The organism is Niabella sp. CPT15-335-S11 (assembly GCF_058792415.1).
The window spans coordinates 26,556-46,788 of the sequence record NZ_JBYTEI010000004.1; the positions used below are offsets into that span (position 1 = coordinate 26,556).

Genomic DNA, 20,233 nt, shown 5'->3' on the forward strand with positions numbered 1-20,233 from the left:
GTATTCCGGCGTCTGCTAAGCCACCGTACAAACCGGACACTCTTGGCTGGTTCTTCGAAAAATAGTTCCTTCGTATTCCTTGGTTTTCCTTCACAATTTTCAGAATTGATATTAAAATTCGTATCTTCGTTATACAATTGATTCGGGTGAAATACTCAGAAATTGAAAAGAAGGTAAAAAAAGCAGGGTGCTATTTTGTTCGTAACGGTAAAAAGCACCCGATTTGGTTTAGCCCGATTACAGGCAAAGAGTTTCAGTTAAGTCATCATAAGAGCGAAGAAGCCAAATTTGGTACCCAAAAAAGTATTAGCCGTGATTCAGGAATCAAGTTATAATCCCAATTTTAACCACAAAATTTCTTATATGAAAGCTACAGTAATTATAGAAAGAGGCGACGACGGTACATATAGCGCCTATATTGCAGATGACAATGTTCCTTATGGTATTTTAGGTTCCGCTAAAACTGTACAGGAAACTATAGACGATTTTCGTAATTCATATGAGGAAATGAAAGCCTATTATAAAGAAGTGAATAAAAAATTTACTCCTTTAGAGGTAACATTTAAATATGATATGGCTTCTTTTCTTGCGTATTATAGCAATGTTTTATCATTGGCCGGGCTGGAACGATTAACCGGGATCAACCAGGGGCAATTAAGCCATTATGTTCGAGGACACAGAAAACCAGGCAAAAAAACAGTTGAAAAAATTGAAAGGAAATTACACGATTTTGGAAAAGAACTCTATCAGTTACAATTTGCTTGATTCGGCCCCAAGATATAGTAAATCTAACATTTTTATCACTTTTTTGTGCCAAAATTCATCACTAAACTTATGAATACCTGATAATCACGTTGATATAATATTAGTTGTATATCCCACAAAGACACTTGATAATCAATCACTTACAAAACATAAGTGGTTTATATTTTAAGACATAGATTAACAGCCTGATTATATTGCTGTCAATGAATAAGCTGGTACTCCTGCTTCACAATACCCATTACGAAAATACTTTGTACATGCCCCATGTTCTCAACCTGACTGAGTTTATTCACATGGAAATCATAATAACCTGCCATATCAGAGGCAACGACTTTTAACATAAAATCAAACTCCCCCGAAATACTGTAGCATTCGGTTACTTCGTTTAATGCCTGGATAGCCTTGATAAAACGGAGTCCTGCATTTTTATCATGCTGACGTAAAGAGACGTAACAGATCACCATCAATCCCCTGCCCAGTTTTGCCGGATCCAGAACGGCAGTGTATTGCATGATCACGCCTTCCTCTTCCATCCGCCTAATACGTTCGTGCACCGGCGTGGCGCTCAGGTGAATGGCTTCCGCAATCTCCCTGACCGGAATACGTGCGTTTTGTTGCAGCATTTTGAGAATAGAAAGATCTTTTTCATCCAGATTCAGGACTGGTCCGGGGGAAGTATTTTCTGCTGTTTTGAGCTTTGATCGCATTTGAATTTATTATTATTCACTATTAATAACTATAAAATTATTATTTTTCTCTGATATTTTAGCTATAATTAGTTTATTCCAATAACTGCGTAACTTTGTATGATGGACTTTCGGGCAGGTTACGTGACTAAGCGACCCCGGCCCCTGCCGTTGTTTATTTTGGTGCAGGTTCCCAATTTAAACCGGCTCTTTAAACACAAAAAAATGAATAAATTACATTTACAAAAATAAGCATATGTCAAACAGCACAAAATCCCAAATCGAATTTGATTTAAAGTATAAAGTAAAAGATCTTTCCCTGGCCGACTGGGGCCGCAAAGAAATCCGCCTGGCAGAAGCCGAAATGCCCGGCCTGATGAGTATCCGCAGGGAATATTCAGCTTCCCAACCGCTAAAAGGCGCCCGCATTGCCGGTTGCCTCCACATGACCATCCAGACCGCAGTTCTGATTGAGACGCTGACTGCACTTGGCGCCGAAGTGAAATGGAGCTCCTGCAATATCTTCTCGACGCAGGACCATGCTGCAGCCGCTATTGCCGCCGCAGGGATCGGCGTTTTCGCCTGGAAAGGTCAGACCCAGGAAGAAGCAGACTGGTGTATTGAGCAGACCTTGTTTTTCGGTGGATCAGACAGGCCGCTGAACATGATCCTCGATGACGGTGGTGACCTCACTAATATGGTGCTGGATACCTACCCGGAGCTGGTTCAGCACGTGAAAGGCATCAGCGAAGAAACAACAACCGGCGTACACCGTTTGTATGAGAGAGTAGCCAAAGGAACCCTTCCCGTTCCCGCGATCAACGTGAACGACTCCGTAACCAAGTCTAAATTTGATAACAAATACGGTTGTAAAGAATCGCTGGTGGATGCAATCCGCAGGGCTACCGACCTGATGCTCGCAGGAAAAGTTGCCGTAGTAGGCGGTTACGGTGACGTAGGCAAAGGTTCAGCCGCTTCGCTGCGCGGCGCTGGTTGCCGGGTAATCGTAACCGAAATTGACCCGATCTGCGCTTTGCAGGCTGCCATGGACGGCTATGAAGTAAAAAAGATGATCGACGCGGTGAAAGAAGCGGATATCATCGTAACTGCTTCAGGCTGCCGCGACCTGATTACTGGTGAGCATTTTAAACTGATGAAAGACAAAGCAGTGGTTTGCAATATCGGTCACTTTGATATTGAGATTGATGTCGCCTGGCTGAACAGTAACTATGGCCATACACGCGACACCATCAAACCCCAGGTGGATATCTATAACGTAGAAGGTAAAGATGTTATCCTGCTGGCTGAAGGCCGCCTCGTAAACCTGGGTTGCGCTACCGGACACCCCAGTTTCGTGATGAGTAACAGCTTCACCAACCAGACGCTGGCCCAGATCGAATTATGGACCAACCACGGCAATTACAGTAACGAGGTCTATGTCCTGCCCAAACACCTGGACGAGAAAGTTGCAAGGTTGCACCTGGAAAAAATTGGTGTGGAACTTGACATACTGACCGATGCGCAGGCTGGTTACCTGGGTATTCCAAAAGAAGGCCCCTTCAAATCTGATATGTATAGGTATTAGAAATGAACTTTTCCATATATAAAAAAACCCGCTGAAAACAGTGGGTTTCTTTTTGCCTGTAGGGTCCGGCATTATACAGATTAAAGAAAAATAACAATTCGTTTGTGGAATTTTTCGTAACTTTTCAACAGTTCAAAACAAGAAAACTATGAAATACCTACTCCTCGCAGGTGTGAGCAGCCTGGCAGTAATCCTTTCCTGTTCTTCCCAGAAAACAGCGGTCGAGGCCACGCCGGTATCTCAGCTAGTTGATAAGCAGCAATACACTTTTGTTGCCCGTGAAGTATTTCCGATGGAAGACAGCCGCTATAATCCAAGGCTGATGCTGCCTGGGGGCAGTAATCTTTACCACCTCACGTCCCGTTACGACCTAAGGGTAACCCCGGATTCAGTCATTGCCTATCTGCCGTTCTTTGGCCGTGCTTATACAGCTCCTTTGGATCCGTCCAAAGGTGGCATTAAGTTCACTTCCACAAAATTTTCCTATAAGAAATCGATGCGGAAAAATAATTTTGAAATTGAAATTACCCCACAGGATAACACGGAAGTACGTAGCCTGTTTCTTACCATTTCACAGAGTGGTAGCGCTTCCCTTAGGATCATCAACCTGAACAAAACGCCCATCGCGTTTAACGGTGACATTGAAGCGAACAATTAATGTTTCAGTTATTTTTTTCCTTGAGGATGCGCATCTCTTTTGGAAAGTAATTATTCACCCGGTTAGACAACACATTGATCCAGCCGAGCGGGTGTCCCCGGAAGGTTACCAACTGCCACCCCCGGGAAAGTTCATCCGATGGCAGGTTTTTACGCTGTAAATAAGCAATCGACAAATCATAGTTTAACTCCGCTCTGAGAACCTTTTCTGAAATGGTCGGACTCATCGCCAGCGCATGATCGGGAATTAATTTTTCATGTGCCAGGCTACCCACACTGGTTCCGGCATAAACAGCCCGCAAGCTTTTTGCCAGAAAAGAAAAATCGTCAGCCAACGCGGTTGGCCAGGCATAAATTTTATCATTGATTTTCACCAGTGTGGACCCTTCCGTGTCCACCCAGGGAAATAACAGAAGTTCCTCCTTACGGGAAACACGGTTGAATACAGTTTTTGAGACCCTGTGCTCCTCCTCACCATCTTCCTTTCGGAAAGCAGCAATAAAAAAACCTTCCCCCCGACTAAGATAGGGCCAGAACCGGTATCCATAATTCTTGTTTTCAGTTTGTACTGGTGTAACGCCCCACACTTTTTCAAAAGCCAATGGAAGACTCTTCACTGAAAACCTGTCCGAGATCCAATCCAGGATCTCTTCGTTTTCCGAAGCCGAGTAGGAGCAGGTGGAATAAATCAGGACTCCTCCTTTCTTCAGCGAAGGCAGGGCATTGGCCAGGATCCGCTGCTGGCGCTGACTGCAAAGAGAAACTACATTGGTACTCCAGGTTGCTATCGCCTCGGGATCCCTTCGAAATAGTCCGCTCCCACTGCATGGGGCGTCCACGATGATGATATCGAAATAGCCGGTCAGCCCGGAAAAATGTTCGGGGTCATTGCTGGTGACGACCACATTAGAACTTCCCCACCTGGTGATATTATCTCGGAGCACCTGCACTCGTGGTCGTATCACTTCATTACTGACCAACAGGCTGTCCTCCGATATCAGGGATTGAATATGGGTTGATTTGCCGCCGGGGGACGCACACAGGTCCAATACCCGCAGCGGCTCTTCCAGTGATGTCGTTTGCTTTAATGCCTGCTCCAGAAACATGCTGCTGGCCTCCTGAACGTAATAACAACCTGCGTGAAAAAGTGGATCGAAAGTGAAAGAGGGTCTTTCGTCGAGATAATAACCGTTATCACACCAGGGAACCGGAGTCCGGCTATCCTCTGCAAAAATCGACAATTCCTGTGGCGCTGAAACCTTCGCCGGGTTGATCCGCAGCGAGGTAATTTTTTCCCCCGATTGGTGAATTTTTATAAATGCATCCTCATCAAAACCGGGAAGGCCTCGTAGTGAATCGATGAGTGGTTGTGGTAATTGCACGGGACAAAATTCCGGCTTACATACTTTTGATTTCGGCCGCCAGGTCCTGCAGTACTTTCTTGGCATCGCCAAATAGCATCGAAGTCTTTGGCCCGAAAAACAGCGCGTTTTCAATGCCTGCATAACCAGGATTCATACTGCGCTTATTGACGATGACTGTCTTTGCCAGCTCAACATCCAGGATCGGCATCCCATAGATCGGAGAAGAGGGATCTGTTTTAGCAGCGGGGTTTACAACGTCATTAGCTCCCAGAACCAGCACGACATCAGTCGTTGGGAACTCCTCATTAGCCTGGTCCATTTCCAGCAGTTTATCATAAGCCACATCAGATTCCGCCAGCAGTACGTTCATATGCCCGGGCATTCTGCCCGCTACCGGGTGAATGGCGTATTTTACGTCTACCCCTTTACTTTCGAGTAATTTTTCCAGTTCGTGGCAGGCATGCTGTGCCTGGGCCACTGCCAGTCCGTAGCCTGGAACAATCATCACTTTGTGTGCATAACTCAGTACAACCGCTGCATCACTCAGCGTGATCTGTTTTACGGTTCCATGCACGGTGGCACTACTACCCGCACTGGTATGGTTTCCGCCAAAGGAGCCGATGAGCACGTTGAGCAACGACCGGTTCATAGCCCGGCACATCAGGACCGTCAGTAACGTACCTGCCGCGCCTACCAGAATACCACCCGTCAACATCACTTTATTATCATACAGAAAACCACCGCAAGCGGCAGCAACGCCTGTGAATGAGTTCAGCAGTGAAATCACGACGGGCATATCGGCACCGCCAATTGGGAAGACAAACGCCAAACCATATAAAATGGCCAGTGCGAAAATGATATAAAAAATGACTTGTGAGCCCGGGTTAAAACTTACTACCAGGTAAACCGATAAAACCAGTATAGTAAACAGGACCAGCAGGTTCACCACGTGCTGCCCCGGGAACGAAATGTCTTTGAAATGGCCGTCCAGCTTAGCCCAGGCGATCATACTGCCTGCAAAGGAAACGGAACCAATGATCAACCCCAGCAGGATCACGATCAGCAAACCAATCTGAGACTGGCCCTCAGTTGTGTGGTGTACGAGATGATCAAACTCCACTATGGAAATCAGCGCTGCACAGGCACCACCCATCCCGTTGAACATACTCACCATCTGCGGCATTGCGGTCATCTTCACCCTTTTTGCTGCCACCGTTCCAACGATGGAACCAATGAATATTCCGCCAAAAATCCAACCATAATTCCGGAGAGGTTTATCGATCCCGTCCTCATGGTAAGTATATAAAAAAATCGTGCCCAGAATGGCAATCGTCATACCTGCTGCCGAAATCAGATTCCCGTTCCTGGCCGTAGCAGGATTGCTCAGCATTTTCAGGCCAAAAATAAATGACACAGATCCGATGATGTAACAGAGTGTAAGAATGCTCATAGTAAAAATTCTGAATTTCTAAATTCTTTTGATCCCAACCGTTGCTTTACCGCCATTCTCCCCGGTGAATGGGAGATGTTGCGAATCCGCAACCGGCTATCAGGGCTTGGTTGGCTTCTTTTTAAACATTTCCAGCATACGGTCGGTCACTACAAAACCGCCGACAACGTTTAGTGTTCCCAGGATCACCGCCAGAAATCCAAGCGCGAGTGCCAGGTAATTATCAGGCTCAGCCTTACCCATTACGATGATCGCACCAATGATCACGACACCGTGGATCGCATTGGCGCCACTCATCAGCGGCGTGTGCAACACACTGGGCACGCGGCTGATGACTTCAATCCCAACAAAAATCATCAGGATAACGATATAAATAATTTGCTGGTTTGTATTGATCCATTCAAGCATATAAAATGGTTTGAAGGTTAAATGTTATGATTTACTTAGCTTTTTAATACCCTTTCGTGTACAACCGCACCGTCATGTGTAATACATGCCCCTTTGACCAGTTCATCTTCCCAGTTAAGGTGGATTTGATTTTCTTTATCCACGATCAATTGCAGGAAGTTCAGCAAATTCTTACCATATAATTTGCTGGCATCCGAAGGCATGGTCGATTGCAGGCTGGAATTCCCGATAATGGTCACCCCCTCATAATTCACCGTTTCATCGTTTTTGGTCACCGGCGTGTTCCCCCCGGTTGCTGCGGCCAGGTCCACCACGATCGAACCATTCCGCATCGTTTTCAGCATGTCTTCCGTCACCAGGATCGGCGCTTTCTTTCCGGGAATCTGAGCTGTGGTGATCACAATATCAGCTTTCGCGATAGCTTCCGCGATCTTCTGCTGCTGTTTTTGCTGGTATTCCTCCGACTGTTCCACCGCGTAGCCGCCAGCTTTGCTTGCATCGGCTGCACCATCCACTTCAATAAATTTTCCTCCCAGGCTCATCACCTCTTCCTTAACAGCGGGGCGGGTATCAAACACTTCCACTACGGCTCCGAGTCGCCTCGCTGTGGCAATCGCTTGCAAGCCCGCTACACCAGCGCCCAGGATCAGCACCTTTGCCGGTGCAATTGTTCCGGCAGCAGTCATGAACATCGGAAAATATCTGCTATAAGTGGACGCCGCCACCAGTACCGCCTTGTAGCCGGCAATATTAGCCTGTGAACTGAGCACATCCATCACTTGCGCGCGGGTTGTCCGGGGCAGCATATCCAGGGAAAAGACCGTCAACCCCTTAGCGGCAAGCTCCCCCATCAGCTCTTTATGGAAAAGGGGCTGATAGGCCCCCATCAGAATTTGGGGCTCTGAATTTGAATCGCTCCTGGCCTTTCCTGCCAGAAAGGCTGACGCTTCCGGCGTATGGATAGACAGCAACACATCAGCGCCTGCCAATACTTCGGCGCGACTAACCAGGGTTGCTCCGGTTTTTTCATAGTCCTCATCGGAACTAAATGCTTTCGCCCCGGCTCCCTTCTCCACCAGTACCCGGATCGATTTTTTTGTCAACACAGAAACCGATTCCGGTAAGAGCGAAACCCTGGTTTCAAAATCAGGTTCTTTTAATACACCAATGGTCATATTATTAGGTTGATGAATTTCAGAATGGCGCAAAGATATTGAAATTAAAAGCTCTCCCGAATGATAAAAATCATCTAAATATCAGAGAAATAAGCCAGTTTCCGTCAAAACGCGCAGCGTTTACCCGAATCAGAATCTAACCTGAAACTGTTCCTTCTCCCGGAACTCTTTTCTAAACGAAACGATACCCAGGTAATACAGGTCCACCGAGGCCATAACCGCCGGATGTCCGGTGATCGCTTTCCAGGCGGCCTCCATTTCATCACTCCAGTGAATATCATCAATGACCAAAAGCGTATCGTTGTAAACCTTTGGAAGCAGCAGGTTAAAATACCGTTCTGTGGGTTCCTGGCGATGGTTCCCGTCCAGAAACGCAAAGTCAACCTTTGGCAAGGCTTCGAGTGCGAGCGGCAGCGTATCATCGATATTCCCCCTGATCAGCCGGATATTTTCTATACCAAGTTTCTTAAAATGCTGTTCTGCCAGATCGGCAATACGGTCGGCGCCTTCTAGCGTAACAAGCTCTCCATCAGGATTTGCGGCAGCAAGATAGCAACTGGTAACTCCCAGGGAAGTTCCCAGCTCAAGCATATGTTGAAAATGATAATATTTGACCATCCGGTACATCAACCTCGCAAATTTTGCGGGCTTCACGGCGTGTTTCGCAATGGAACCAACCGTTCGCTCCCCCGAATTATCAAACGCTGAACCTGCACCAAAATCTGTTACCCGTACTTTCGTATGATCCCGCAGCAGCCTGTGTCGCAGCGCTTCGATTTTTTGATAGTCTGCATAGTCCGTAAAATCATTCATGACACGGGTAATAAACTCATATATGAATGGCGAATGGGTTCCATGTCCCCTGCTGTTCGCGGCATGGATATAATACTGAAAATATTTTGCGGCAGATTTTAATGGGGAATAAACCAAAATTTCAGAAGAATTAAGAAGTGAATGATGGATTTTCACAAGTTACTGGTTAAGTGCTCCGGCGACACTATCCCGGGAATTTCCGGTTATTGCCGTACCCATTCTTCAAAAGCATAGTCGTAGGCGTGACGATCATCAGCTTTGTTTTCAATCCTGCTGACCAGTTTCCAGTCCTTTTCACTGATGACCGGGAAGAAAGTATCGCCATCAATGACGGTGTTTACCCGGGTCAGGTAGATCCTGTTTGCCTTTGGAAAATACATTTTATAGATTTCCCCACCCCCGATCACCATCAATTCTTTTACATCCATACCCTTGACCAGCAGCTCCACATCGCGGAGGTTGTCTACCACAATGGCATTGTCGGGTTTATACTCTTTCTGCCGGCTGAGGATAATATTTTTTCTGCCTTGCAGGGATTTCTTAAAACTCTCGAAGGTTTTCCGTCCCATCACTACCGGCATGCCCCAGGTTACATTCTTAAAATGTTTCATATCATTAGGCAGGGTCCATAACAGACGATTATCCTTGCCGATGACATTGTTCTGCGAAGCGGCAACTACCAGACTGATATTCATATGTATATATATTTAATTTAAAATGTCTGCGGGATTTTTCCGGTCTCCCTTACTTCTTCCGGTCGTTCTATGCAAGGTTTATCCGGCAATTGCGGAAATCGCGCCGGCCCGCAGATTTCAGACTGACACCGCTGCTTTAATGGCCGGGTGCGACTGGTAATTCAGCAGCCTAAAATCCTCGTAGGTGAAATCAAACAGATCTTTCACGGCAGGGTTCAGCGCCATCTGCGGCAGCGGGTAAGGCTCCCGGCTAAGCTGGAGTTTTACCTGTTCCAGATGATTATTATAGATATGTACATCACCGAAACTGTGAACAAACTCCCCCGGTTCCAGGCCACAGACCTGAGCCATCATCAGGGTCAGTAATGCGTATGAGGCAATGTTAAAAGGGACACCGAGAAACACGTCCGCCGATCGCTGGTAGAGCTGGCAGCTCAACGCCTGCTTCCCCGGTTTGTCGGGATTACGGGATGGCGCCACATAAAACTGGAACAAGTTGTGGCAGGGCATCAGCGCCATATCAGGCAGATCGGTCACGTTCCAGGCGCTTACTATAAGCCGCCGGCTGTTGGGGTTAGTACGAATCTGGTTCACAACCTCTGTGATCTGATCCACCACCCTGCCGTCGCGACCCTCCCAACTTCGCCACTGTTTCCCGTAAACCGGCCCCAACTCACCATTTTCATCGGCCCATTCATCCCAAATTCTAACGCCATGATCTTTCAGGTACTTAATATTCGTGTCTCCCCTTAAAAACCAGAGCAGTTCATAGATGATACTCTTCAGGTGTACCTTTTTTGTCGTTACCATCGGGAAACCTTTCTCCAGGTCAAAGCGCATCTGGTATCCGAACACACTCCGGGTGCCTGTACCGGTGCGATCGGTCTTCTGGGCGCCGTTATCCAGGATATGTTGTAATAATTGCAGGTATTGTTGCATGAGCGCAAGATAAAAAATATCGGCCACTGACAATAATATCCTGCCTCCCTTTCTGGCAAAAGCAGATAAAGTATCGTTGGGATCTACAAAAAGATTTATCCGGGCCGAATTCCGTAAAAATGATTATCTTTAAAAAGTTGGTCTTTTGTCTCCTTATTCAGGAGACTTTTTCATGTCGTCTTTTAAATTCCCGGTTGATCAATCCCAGCTCGCGACCAGTTTGTCCGCCTACGGACGTATTTTCCTCCGCCCGGCGCATAAGGTAGGGAATAACATCTTCAATAGGGCCGAACGGCAGGTATTTGCTGACATTGCATCCGGCATGGGCAAGGTTGAAGGTGATATTATCGCTCATGCCAAACAACTGGCTGAAGTGGACATGGGGATGATTTGCGGGCAGACCTTTCTCCTGTAGCAGGCGGGCGCCCAGCAGGTTACTATTTTCATTATGCGTGGAAATGATAGTCGAGATCCTGTCAATATTCTCTATGCAGAACCTGACGCTTTCGTCAAAATCCCGGTCGGTATTTTCCTTGTCGGGTTGGATAGGCGAAGGGTAGTTCATCGCTAGGGCCCGGTTCCTCTCTTTTTCCATGTAAGCGCCTCTCACCAGTTTCATGCCCAGGATATACCCGTTTTCTGCAGCGGCCCGGTGACTCTCTTTAAGAAATTCAAGGCGGTCATGCCTGTACAATTGAATCGTATTGTAGATAACGGCCTGATCCTTGTTGAATTTTTCCATCATCTGCATCAGCAGTGCATCCATCGGATCCTGGATCCAGGTTTCTTCAGCGTCAATGAGCATGCCGACTTTCTTTTCGCCTGCCTTCTCACAAATTGTATACAAGCGCGACCTTAAACGTTCCCATTCTTCCTGTTCGGCAGCAGTCAGATTCTCCAGGGCTTTTTCAAGCCTCGGGATCAGCCCACCCGGTTCGCGGCGCATCAGGCTATTCATTTTATCGAGCAGCGCGAACCTGGAAAGCCCGGTTACCTTGATGCTCATAAATGGGATATTGGGCTGGGTAGCGGCGTAATCGATTACCTTCAGAAATTCACCTGCCGCCTGTTCGAAATCCGCTTCGCTGTCATCACCTCCTTCCACGGCATAATCCAGGATTACCTGAACATGGTATTTTCCCAGCAATTCAGCAACCCTGGCAGTTTCCTGCAAAGTCTCGCCGCCGGTAAACTGTCTGAAAATAGTACTCCGGACCAATCCCTTCACCGGCAGTTTATTCCGGATTGCCCAGGGCGTGAGGTGGGTACCCAGTTTTACCAGCAGTGGTTTGGCCATCAGGGAAAACAGCATCCTGGCCTGTTTCAGATCCTTGTCGCCCTTATACTGAAAAGCAAGTTCTGTGTTTTCAAATGAAATTGAAGAATCGTTAACTGTCATAACTTAAAAATTGCTCAAAAATACGGAGAGATTGGGAAAACAAATTCACCCTGAAAATTTTTCAGTTTTTTCCTATCTGCCAGACGCTGATTCAGAGAGAAAAATACGTCCTCCGCCACTCGGTTAACTTCCTTTACATTTGCAAAAACAAGCAAATGGAAAAATCGCCTGGTGATAGCTTAACGATCATGACGGAACTAGTACTTCCCAACGATACCAACTTCTTAGGAGGGTTGATGGGTGGCCGTTTGATGTACTGGATGGACATTGCCGCCGGTATCGCGGCCCAAAAGCATTGTAACTCGATGGTTGTTACGGCATCGGTCGATAATCTATCCTTTGTAAGCCCCATAAAACTGGGCAATGTGGTACACATTGAGGCGAAGGTCACACGAGCTTTCAATACTTCCATGGAAGTCAGGCTCATGGTCTGGGGCGAAGATCTGGTCAGCCGCTACAAATACAAAAGCAACGAGGCTTACTACACTTTCGTGGCCGTGGATCATAACAGAAGACCCCGTCCTGCTCCGTCCGTAGTGCCAGCCACCGAGGAAGATCAGAAAATATTCGAAGGTGCACTACATCGTCGCCAGATACGGTTGCTACTGGCGGGTAAGATTAAACCGGGGGATGCGACTGAGTTAAAAGAATTCTTTTCTGGAATCTGAACTGCCGCAGCTTAAGCGGATCAATGTAGTATCAGTCCGGCCAGTGGTGGAATATTCAGCGTTATCCGATATTTTTTATGGTCTTCATCCAGGCATTCTGACCGGATATCGGGGTTAAACACATCACCGGTACCATCATATTCAGAAGCATCTGAATTGAATATTTCGCGGGTATATTCTTTTCCCGAGACTTCAACCGGCCAATCGTAACGCACTTCGGGCGTCATATTCAGCACCACCAGCAGGTCGTTCTCCGGTTTTTTCCCCTTACGTTTATACACGATTACACATTCATCCCGGTGATCCAGATCCACCCATTCAAACCCATCAATATTAAACTGATTGATGTACATGGCGGGCTCGTCTTTCAGGATGGCGTTCAATCGCTTCAGACAATTGCTCACTCCCTGGTGACTTTTATGCTTCAGCAGGAACCAGTCCAGTTCCGATTTGTAATTCCACTCGGAGGTCTGACCGAACTCATTGCCCATAAACAACAATTTTCCGCCGGGGTGGGTCCACATATAAGTATAAAAAAGTCTCAGGTTGGCGAATTTTTGCCAGAGATCTCCCGGCATCTTGAAGATCAGCGGGCTTTTGCCATGCACCACTTCATCATGACTGATGGGTAGCATGAAGTTCTCATCATAATAATACATCATACTGAATGAGAACTTATTCTGGTAATGACTCCGGTAAATGGGGTCCAGTTTGAAATAGTCCAATGTATCGTGCATCCAGCCCATCATCCATTTCATACCAAATCCCAATCCGCCTGCATAGGTCGGACGCGAAACCCCGGGCCAGTCGGTGGCCTCTTCCGCGATAGTTTGCACATCCGGAAAATCGCGGAATGCCATTTGGTTCAGGTCTTTGATAAACTGAATAGCCTCCAGGTTCCCATCGCCGCCGTGTTCATTGGGTTCCCATTCACCTTCTTTCCTGGAATAGTTAAGTTTTAGCATGGAACTGACCGCATCCACGCGTATCCCATCTATATGAAAAATATCAAACCAAAAGCGGGCACTACTGATCAGGAATGATTTGACTTCTCCCCTTTTATAGTTGAAAATATAACTGTTCCAATCGGGATGAAAGCCCTTGCGCATGTCGGCGTATTCATAGGTATGCGCACCATCAAACATAAATAACCCGTGCGCATCGTAGGGAAAATGCGAAGGCACCCAGTCCAGAATCACACCGATGCCTTCCTGGTGAAACGCATCCACCAGCCGCATAAACCCCTGCGGATCTCCAAAGCGGGAAGTGGGTGCAAAATATCCGGTGACCTGGTAGCCCCAACTGCCATCAAAAGGAAACTCGGTGACCGGCATCAGTTCCACATGGGTAAAACCCATTTCCTTTACATACGACACCAGTCGCTCCCGGATCTGGTCGTAATTATTATAGGAAAATTCATTGCCCGGTTCAGGCCTTTGCCAACTCGCCAGATGCACTTCATACACACTCCAGGGTGCGTCCAGGGCATTATTCTTTTTCCGCGCCTGCATCCAGTCTGCATCCCGCCATTCATAATAAAGATCCCAGGTGATGGAGGCTGTCAGCGGTTTTAGCTCCCAGAAGTTCGCAAAAGGATCGCCTTTGTCCGTGACCCGGTTTTTGAACCCGACAATATGATATTTATACAATTCGCCCAGCCTGATGCCGGGTATAAAACCCTCCCAGATACCGCTCTTATCCCAGCGCGGTGTAAGGGGGTGCGTGAGCCGGTCCCAGTCATTGAAATTACCGGTTACATAGACATAGCTGGCATTCGGCGCCCACACACAAAAATACATGCCCCAGGTTCCGTTGACCTTCAGTGAATGTGAACCGAATTTTTCATACAGACTGTAATGGGCTCCCGATTGAAAATTCCGAATATCCTCTTCCGATAACAGGGAATAATTCCACACCGGCAGGGTAGTATCGATGAAATTTTCCTTCTCGTATTTTTCCTGCAGTATCCGGTAATCAACTGGCATAAAGATGAATTGTACTAGCAAGTTAAGCAAATCCACACCAAAAAAATGATCTACGTTTTTTTCGTAATAGTATAACTTTTTCGTACTTTCTCATTTATTTAACAATATTATCTTGTGTAAATCAATAAGTTTTAAAGAAAACCCTGAGATTTGCAACTGTTTACGGGAACTTGACACGAACGTTTAATGCTATCACAACCGTTATGAAAACAATTGTACTTTTTGCCTTGTCACTCTCACTGAGCCCAATCCTTTGGTCGCAATCGACCGGTATCCGGGGAACACTGGCCGATTCATCCGACAAAAAGAATCTTCAAAATAGTGTGGTCTCCCTGTTGTACATGAAAGACACGACCCTGACCGGTTTTACCCGGGCCGATGCAAACGGGCATTTCGAGCTCGCGGCCCCCGACAGCAGTGGCCAGTACCTGCTCCTGGTGACGCATCCGTATTTCGCAGATTATCTCGACAGCGTGAAAATTGTCAGCGGACAGCAGGTCAACCTCGGCATCATCCATCTCTTTTCCAAAATCAAGATGCTGGAAGAGGTGATCGTACGGGGGAATCGCGCTATTATACTTCGGGGAGACACCACCGTGTTTACTGCGGATAGCTTTAAAGTGGCCGAAGGAGCAAATGTGGAGGAATTACTTCGGAAACTCCCGGGCATCACGGTAGACCGGACGGGGAAAATCACCGCTATGGGAGAAAATGTAAAGAAAGTGCTGGTTGATGGAGAGGAGTTCTTTGGCACCGATCCGGGGATCGCCACAAAAAATCTACGGGCCGATGTGGTACAGGAAGTACAGGTATTTGATAAAAAAAGTGATCAGGCGGCATTTACCGGAATCGACGATGGCGTGAGGGATAAAACCATTAACCTTAAACTCAAAGATGATAAAAAGAAGGGATACTTCGGAAAGATCGATGCCGGCGCCGGCATGAAGGACGGCAAGCAACCGTATGACAACTCTGGTACCGGACGTTACTACGGAGCAGCCATGATCAATGCCTTCCAGGGAAAAAGAAAGCTGGCGGCTTATGGCATCAGCAGCAATACCGGGTTTATGAACCTCTCCTGGGACGACGCGGATAAATACGGTGCCTCAAGTAATGTTCAGGTCACACCAGAAGGAGGAATAATGATCTGGAGCGGGGGCGACGACTGGAACAGCGCCACGGGGATCCCGGTAAACTATAACGCCGGCATCCATTACAGCAACAAATTCAACGAGGATAAGAATTCTGTAAATCTGGGATACCGTTACGTGGATATTAACTCACCGGGAAATACCAGGGTCTTCTCAAAGAATTTCGTGAAAGACTCTTCCTGGAGTATGAACTCACAAACCGATTTCAGGAATATTAATCAGAAACACGCCGCCAACCTGATTCTGGAATCCAAACTCGATTCGATGAATTCACTGAAGCTTACCATGACCGGCAATCTGAATTATACAAAGAACCGTTCTACTTATTACGCGGAAAATATTAATGATAAGAACGGTCAGTTTATCAATACGAATAACAGAACCAGCACCAGCAACGCGGACCAGTCGGCCTACAACGCTAACTTGTTATGGATGCATAAATTCAAAAAAGCATTCAGGACGGTCTCGATCAATAGTTCATTCAACAATAATGTTAGCAACAGTGATGGGTTCCTTTATTCAAAAATAGATTTCTACAGGAACGACGTGGTGGATAGTACTTCAATCATAGATCAGCGAAACCTGGTGGATAATAACAGCAATACCTTCAACACCCGCGCCGCTTATACAGAGCCGCTGGCCAAGGACTTTTATATGGAGACCAGCTACGCCTTCAATTACAATAAAAGAAATAATATCCGGAATATCCTGGCCAAAGGGAACAAGGGCGAATACGACCGGAAAATAGATTCACTCAGCAATGAATTTGAGTATAATGATATGTCAAATGCACCAGGGCTCAGTTTCCGGTACAGCAACACTAAAGTAAACCTGAACTTCGGATCCAGTGTGGCTTTCACCAAGTATGAGCAGCTCAATAAGACTGAAAATACGCGTACAGATTTCTCATTTGCCAATCACTATCCCAGAGCCAGTTTTAACTACAAGCTCAAACCCCAGGAAGGATTTCGGTTCAATTATAACGGAAACACTTCTGCGCCCAGCCTGAATCAGTTGCAACCGATCCGGGTGAACACGGACCCCTTGAATATTTTCATTGGCAACCCGGATCTGAGACCATCTTTCTCGCATCGCTTCAGCCTGAATTATAACTCATGGAAAATGCTTTCTCAAAGAAGTATATTTATTGCCGTTGATTATGGATTTACGCAGAATGCATTTGCCAATCTGGATTACATTAAAGATGCCGTGCGAACTACACAGACCGTCAACACAAACGGAATGTACAACTACAACGCCTTTATGTGGTTCGACCGTAAGATCCAGAAAATAAACCTCAGTGTAGGTTTTAACCCATCTTATAATTTTTCACAACGCGTTGATTTTATTGCAGGCGCTAACGGGCAATCGCTCAAAAACCTGACAGTCAATGAAACCTACAATATGCGGATAAGTTTCGGCAAGGATGAAGACAAAAAGTATCGCGTCTATCTCAGGCCATATATAGGTTACAATATTGCCCGGGCAACGGTTAACACCATGGCCAATGCGAAGTACTGGACTTCGGGTGGCAGCCTCTGGAGCACAGTCTACCTGCCAAAAGAATTTGAGATCAACAATAATATCGATGCCCAGTTCAGACAGAAGGATTCCCGCTTCCCCACAAATAACAATTTTGTATTTTGGGACGCGGATATCTCCAAATGGTTTAATAAAAAGAAATTCCAGGTTAAACTGTCCGTACGGGATGCGCTGAACCAGCGAAATGGCTACAACCGTAATTTTGGCAGCAGTAGCTTTACCGAGACCTACAACACCGTTTTGCGCAGGCACTTTCTGCTGGGGTTTGTATGGAATTTTTCAAAAATGAATGCCGGCACTAATTCCAATCAGAAAGATACACCGTCCGGAAATAAAGTTATTATAACAAAATAAAAAGATTTTACTATGAGGGCGCTGATACTGCTTTGCTTTACCCTGTTTCTTTTCCAGGCAGAAGCTCAACAATTTATCACATCGGGTACGATTGAATTTGAAGTCCGCACGAATGTTCACCGTCAGATGGAAGGGAACGACTTTTTCCAGCGGCTGAAAGACCAGGTGCCGCAGTTCACCACCAATTACTACAATTACAGTTTCGCCGGAAACCGGTCGGTTTATAAATTCGACCGCAAGGGCGATACGAGAAATATGCCCATGTTCTTCGGGCGCGGAGATGATGAGAATATCTGGTATAATGATTACACGCAAAAAAAATTCACCAACCTGATTACGCTCGAAGGTTATATCCTGATGGAAGGTGATCAAAAACCTGTCCGGTGGAAAATTGATCCCGATGACCAACGTGTTATTGCCGGATTCAATTGCCGCAAAGCACAGACCATCCTGTTTGACAGCGTTTATGTCTTTGTATATTACGCTGACGAAATCAAGATAAGCGGTGGACCGATGGGATTACATGGTTTACCAGGCATGATTCTCGGCGTAACCGTCCCGCGTTTATTTACAAGTTGGGTGGCAACCGGCGTAAAAGCGGTCGCACCTGCAGCAACAGCTATTCAAATTCCCACAAAAGGTAAAAAGAAATCTGCCGACGAAATCAAAACAGATATCGAGAAACTGAGTAAATCCTGGGGAGGCGAGTCCAGGAAATGGCTCGACCAGATGATGTGGCGAACACTGATCTGATACCCTACTTAAGCTCTAGTACCAGGTTCGACATCGGGTTGAGGTTCCAGGTGTCCTGCAATGCATACCCCTGGCCTGTAACCACATCACGAGCTGTTTTGAATCTTTCTGTGCGCTCCCGGAACCTGTCCAGTTTCAGGTTCATTGGTTTTTCATTCGTATTCATCACACACATGATCGTCTGCTTTTCGGTATAACGGAAATACACGTACACGCCATCGATCGGATAAAACTGCATCAGTTTACCTTTTTTAATGGCCGGTGAATTTTTCCGGAAGTTTGCCAGTGTCCTCACATAATTAAAGATGGCGTTCTCACGATCTGTCCGGCCCGAAGCCAGGAACTTGTTCACTTTATCACCCGGCCAGCCACCTGGAAAGTCCTGGCGCACGTAACCGTCGTTGGGTGAGGTGAGGCCAGTCATCAAAATTTCACCGCCGTAGTACAATTGAGGGATACCCCGGGCTGTCAGCAGCCACGCGAGGGCGGTCTTATATTTGGCTGTATCTTCTTTAACGACGGAATAGAACCGACTAAGATCGTGGTTATCAAGAAATATCACCTGGCGCATCGGATCTTTATAAGCCAGGTCCTGGGCTAGCGTATTGTACAACTTGTTAACACCTTCGGTCCACCCAAAGGGTTCGTTTACGGCCGGTTGAATACCGTAAAACAGCGTTTGGAAATCCGTGGTAGCCTGCAGATTGCTTTTGAATGGTGTATTGAAAATATTCTGACAGAAATAGCTTTGGTTGATAACGCCGTGTACCCAGGTCTCGCCGAAGATGCTGATATCGGGATATTCCTTGTAAAGCGCTTCATTGCAGCGATTCATGAAGTTAAGATCGTTGTAAGCATAGGTATCTACCCGCCAGCCATCGACGCCAAATTCCTCTACAGACCAGATCGCATGTTGAATCAGGAAATTTGCAGCGAAAGGGTTCTGTTGATTCCAGTCGGGCATAGATTGAACGAACCATCCATCCGACATAATTTTTTTGTCGATTGCCGAACCGTGGGGATCAAATAACGTTTGTTCTTTGTAGTTGGTCTGGGTAAAGGTTGGCCAGCGATGAAACCAGGAACTGTCGGGCTGATCGCGAAACAGGAAGTGTTCCAACCCTACGTGATTATACACTGCATCCTGAATAATTTTGATGCCTCTTGCATGGGCAGCATCGGATAGGTTTTTATAAGCCTGGTTCCCACCCAATCTGGGGTCCACTTTATAGTGATTGGTGAAGGCGTATCCGTGTTCTGTGCGTTCGGGCATATCATTCTCCCAGACGGGGTTCAGCCAGATGGCAGTCACACCCAGGTCCTTCAGGTAATCCAAATGATTCTCCACACCCTTCAGGTCACCGCCATGGCGATTAAAAACAGTGTCGCGCCTCAGTGACTGATCTCTCATCCCTGGAACTCGGTCGTTGCTTAGATCACCGTTACTAAACCGGTCGGGCATAATCAGATAAATGAGGTCGGCTGATGTAGCGCCCTTGGCGAAGAGCGTACCGTTGCCTTTCCTTAGTGCCTGCAAGGGCCAGTTGATCGTCTCGCCACCGGCTTTTATTTTCACCGTTCCGGGCTTTGCATTGGGCGATATGGTGAGGTCCAAAGCCAGGTAATGCGGATTGGCAAATGCTGAGACTTTTTCCAATTTTACACCCGGATAGTTGATGCTAACAGATGGCTTACCCTTCTCCCAGGCTGTGTTTCGGATGAGCAGTTGCACTTTGTTCCAATGCATGCCAATCCACCAATTGGATGGATACACGGCAGGTTCCTGGGCATAAATGAACAGTACTGAAAATACAAGCAAAAAAGCCGATGAAATCTTTTTCATT

18 protein-coding genes are annotated in these 20,233 nt (G+C 46.7%); 7 read left to right on the plus strand and 11 right to left on the minus strand.

What is annotated here, in order from left to right; genetic code table 11:
* Window positions 1-146 precede the first annotated feature (146 nt).
* Entirely contained in the window at window positions 147-335 is a 189-nt protein-coding gene (locus AC3WS5_RS12845; RefSeq protein WP_492467796.1) for a type II toxin-antitoxin system HicA family toxin, read from the plus strand.
* A 28-nt stretch (window positions 336-363) separates the two neighbouring features.
* Window positions 364-765, plus strand: coding sequence for a helix-turn-helix domain-containing protein (locus tag AC3WS5_RS12850; protein ID WP_492467797.1), 402 nt, complete (start codon window positions 364-366; stop codon window positions 763-765).
* A 200-nt stretch (window positions 766-965) separates the two neighbouring features.
* Here the strand turns inward: AC3WS5_RS12850 and AC3WS5_RS12855 are convergent, their stop codons facing one another.
* Window positions 966-1,472 (minus strand): Lrp/AsnC family transcriptional regulator, encoded by a 507-nt coding sequence (locus AC3WS5_RS12855; protein ID WP_492467798.1) that lies wholly within the window; start codon window positions 1,470-1,472, stop codon window positions 966-968.
* 235 nt (window positions 1,473-1,707) lie between these two features.
* Between AC3WS5_RS12855 and ahcY the strand changes: the two genes are divergently transcribed.
* Both ahcY and AC3WS5_RS12865 read left to right on the plus strand, forming a co-directional pair.
* Window positions 1,708-3,036: an adenosylhomocysteinase gene (ahcY, locus tag AC3WS5_RS12860; protein ID WP_492467799.1), complete on the plus strand. Its 1,329-nt coding sequence runs from the start codon at window positions 1,708-1,710 to the stop codon at window positions 3,034-3,036.
* A gap of 148 nt (window positions 3,037-3,184) precedes the next feature.
* Window positions 3,185-3,694 (plus strand): DUF4251 domain-containing protein, encoded by a 510-nt coding sequence (locus tag AC3WS5_RS12865; RefSeq protein ID WP_492467800.1) that lies wholly within the window; start codon window positions 3,185-3,187, stop codon window positions 3,692-3,694.
* 4 nt (window positions 3,695-3,698) lie between these two features.
* Here AC3WS5_RS12865 and AC3WS5_RS12870 read toward each other — a convergent pair whose 3' ends face one another.
* The 8 genes from AC3WS5_RS12870 to AC3WS5_RS12905 form a co-directional block, all read right to left on the minus strand.
* Window positions 3,699-5,075, minus strand: coding sequence for a methyltransferase RsmF C-terminal domain-like protein (locus tag AC3WS5_RS12870; RefSeq protein ID WP_492467801.1), 1,377 nt, complete (start codon window positions 5,073-5,075; stop codon window positions 3,699-3,701).
* 16 nt (window positions 5,076-5,091) lie between these two features.
* Entirely contained in the window at window positions 5,092-6,507 is a 1,416-nt protein-coding gene (locus AC3WS5_RS12875; protein ID WP_492467802.1) for an NAD(P)(+) transhydrogenase (Re/Si-specific) subunit beta, read from the minus strand.
* A 99-nt stretch (window positions 6,508-6,606) separates the two neighbouring features.
* Window positions 6,607-6,915 (minus strand): NAD(P) transhydrogenase subunit alpha part 2, encoded by a 309-nt coding sequence (locus AC3WS5_RS12880; protein WP_492467803.1) that lies wholly within the window; start codon window positions 6,913-6,915, stop codon window positions 6,607-6,609.
* A 35-nt stretch (window positions 6,916-6,950) separates the two neighbouring features.
* A complete protein-coding gene (locus tag AC3WS5_RS12885) occupies window positions 6,951-8,090 on the minus strand; it encodes a Re/Si-specific NAD(P)(+) transhydrogenase subunit alpha (protein WP_492467804.1) in 1,140 nt (379 codons plus the stop codon).
* Between the two features lie 129 nt (window positions 8,091-8,219).
* Window positions 8,220-8,903, minus strand: coding sequence for an O-methyltransferase (locus AC3WS5_RS12890; RefSeq protein WP_492467805.1), 684 nt, complete (start codon window positions 8,901-8,903; stop codon window positions 8,220-8,222).
* Window positions 8,904-9,106: 203 nt separating this feature from the next.
* Window positions 9,107-9,598 (minus strand): dihydrofolate reductase, encoded by a 492-nt coding sequence (locus tag AC3WS5_RS12895; protein ID WP_492467806.1) that lies wholly within the window; start codon window positions 9,596-9,598, stop codon window positions 9,107-9,109.
* Window positions 9,599-9,715: 117 nt separating this feature from the next.
* Complete coding sequence (locus tag AC3WS5_RS12900; protein WP_492467807.1) at window positions 9,716-10,537, minus strand: thymidylate synthase; 822 nt, start codon at window positions 10,535-10,537, stop codon at window positions 9,716-9,718.
* 157 nt (window positions 10,538-10,694) lie between these two features.
* On the minus strand, window positions 10,695-11,936 hold the full coding sequence (locus AC3WS5_RS12905) for a proline dehydrogenase family protein (protein WP_492467808.1): 1,242 nt from the start codon (window positions 11,934-11,936) through the stop codon (window positions 10,695-10,697).
* A 155-nt stretch (window positions 11,937-12,091) separates the two neighbouring features.
* Here AC3WS5_RS12905 and AC3WS5_RS12910 point away from each other — a divergent pair, with 155 nt between their 5' ends.
* On the plus strand, window positions 12,092-12,604 hold the full coding sequence (locus AC3WS5_RS12910) for an acyl-CoA thioesterase (RefSeq protein ID WP_492467809.1): 513 nt from the start codon (window positions 12,092-12,094) through the stop codon (window positions 12,602-12,604).
* A 20-nt stretch (window positions 12,605-12,624) separates the two neighbouring features.
* Here the strand turns inward: AC3WS5_RS12910 and glgB are convergent, their stop codons facing one another.
* A complete protein-coding gene (glgB, locus tag AC3WS5_RS12915; protein WP_492467810.1) occupies window positions 12,625-14,589 on the minus strand; it encodes a 1,4-alpha-glucan branching protein GlgB in 1,965 nt (654 codons plus the stop codon).
* A 203-nt stretch (window positions 14,590-14,792) separates the two neighbouring features.
* On the opposite strand from glgB, the gene AC3WS5_RS12920 reads away from it, so the two are divergent.
* Window positions 14,793-17,636 carry an outer membrane beta-barrel protein gene (locus tag AC3WS5_RS12920; RefSeq protein WP_492467811.1) on the plus strand — a complete coding sequence of 948 codons (2,844 nt, stop codon included), beginning with the start codon at window positions 14,793-14,795 and terminating at the stop codon, window positions 17,634-17,636.
* 12 nt (window positions 17,637-17,648) lie between these two features.
* Window positions 17,649-18,389, plus strand: coding sequence for a GLPGLI family protein (locus AC3WS5_RS12925; RefSeq protein WP_492467812.1), 741 nt, complete (start codon window positions 17,649-17,651; stop codon window positions 18,387-18,389).
* A 4-nt stretch (window positions 18,390-18,393) separates the two neighbouring features.
* Here AC3WS5_RS12925 and AC3WS5_RS12930 read toward each other — a convergent pair whose 3' ends face one another.
* Complete coding sequence (locus tag AC3WS5_RS12930) at window positions 18,394-20,232, minus strand: glycoside hydrolase family 13 protein (RefSeq protein WP_492467813.1); 1,839 nt, start codon at window positions 20,230-20,232, stop codon at window positions 18,394-18,396.
* Window position 20,233: the final 1 nt, after the last annotated feature.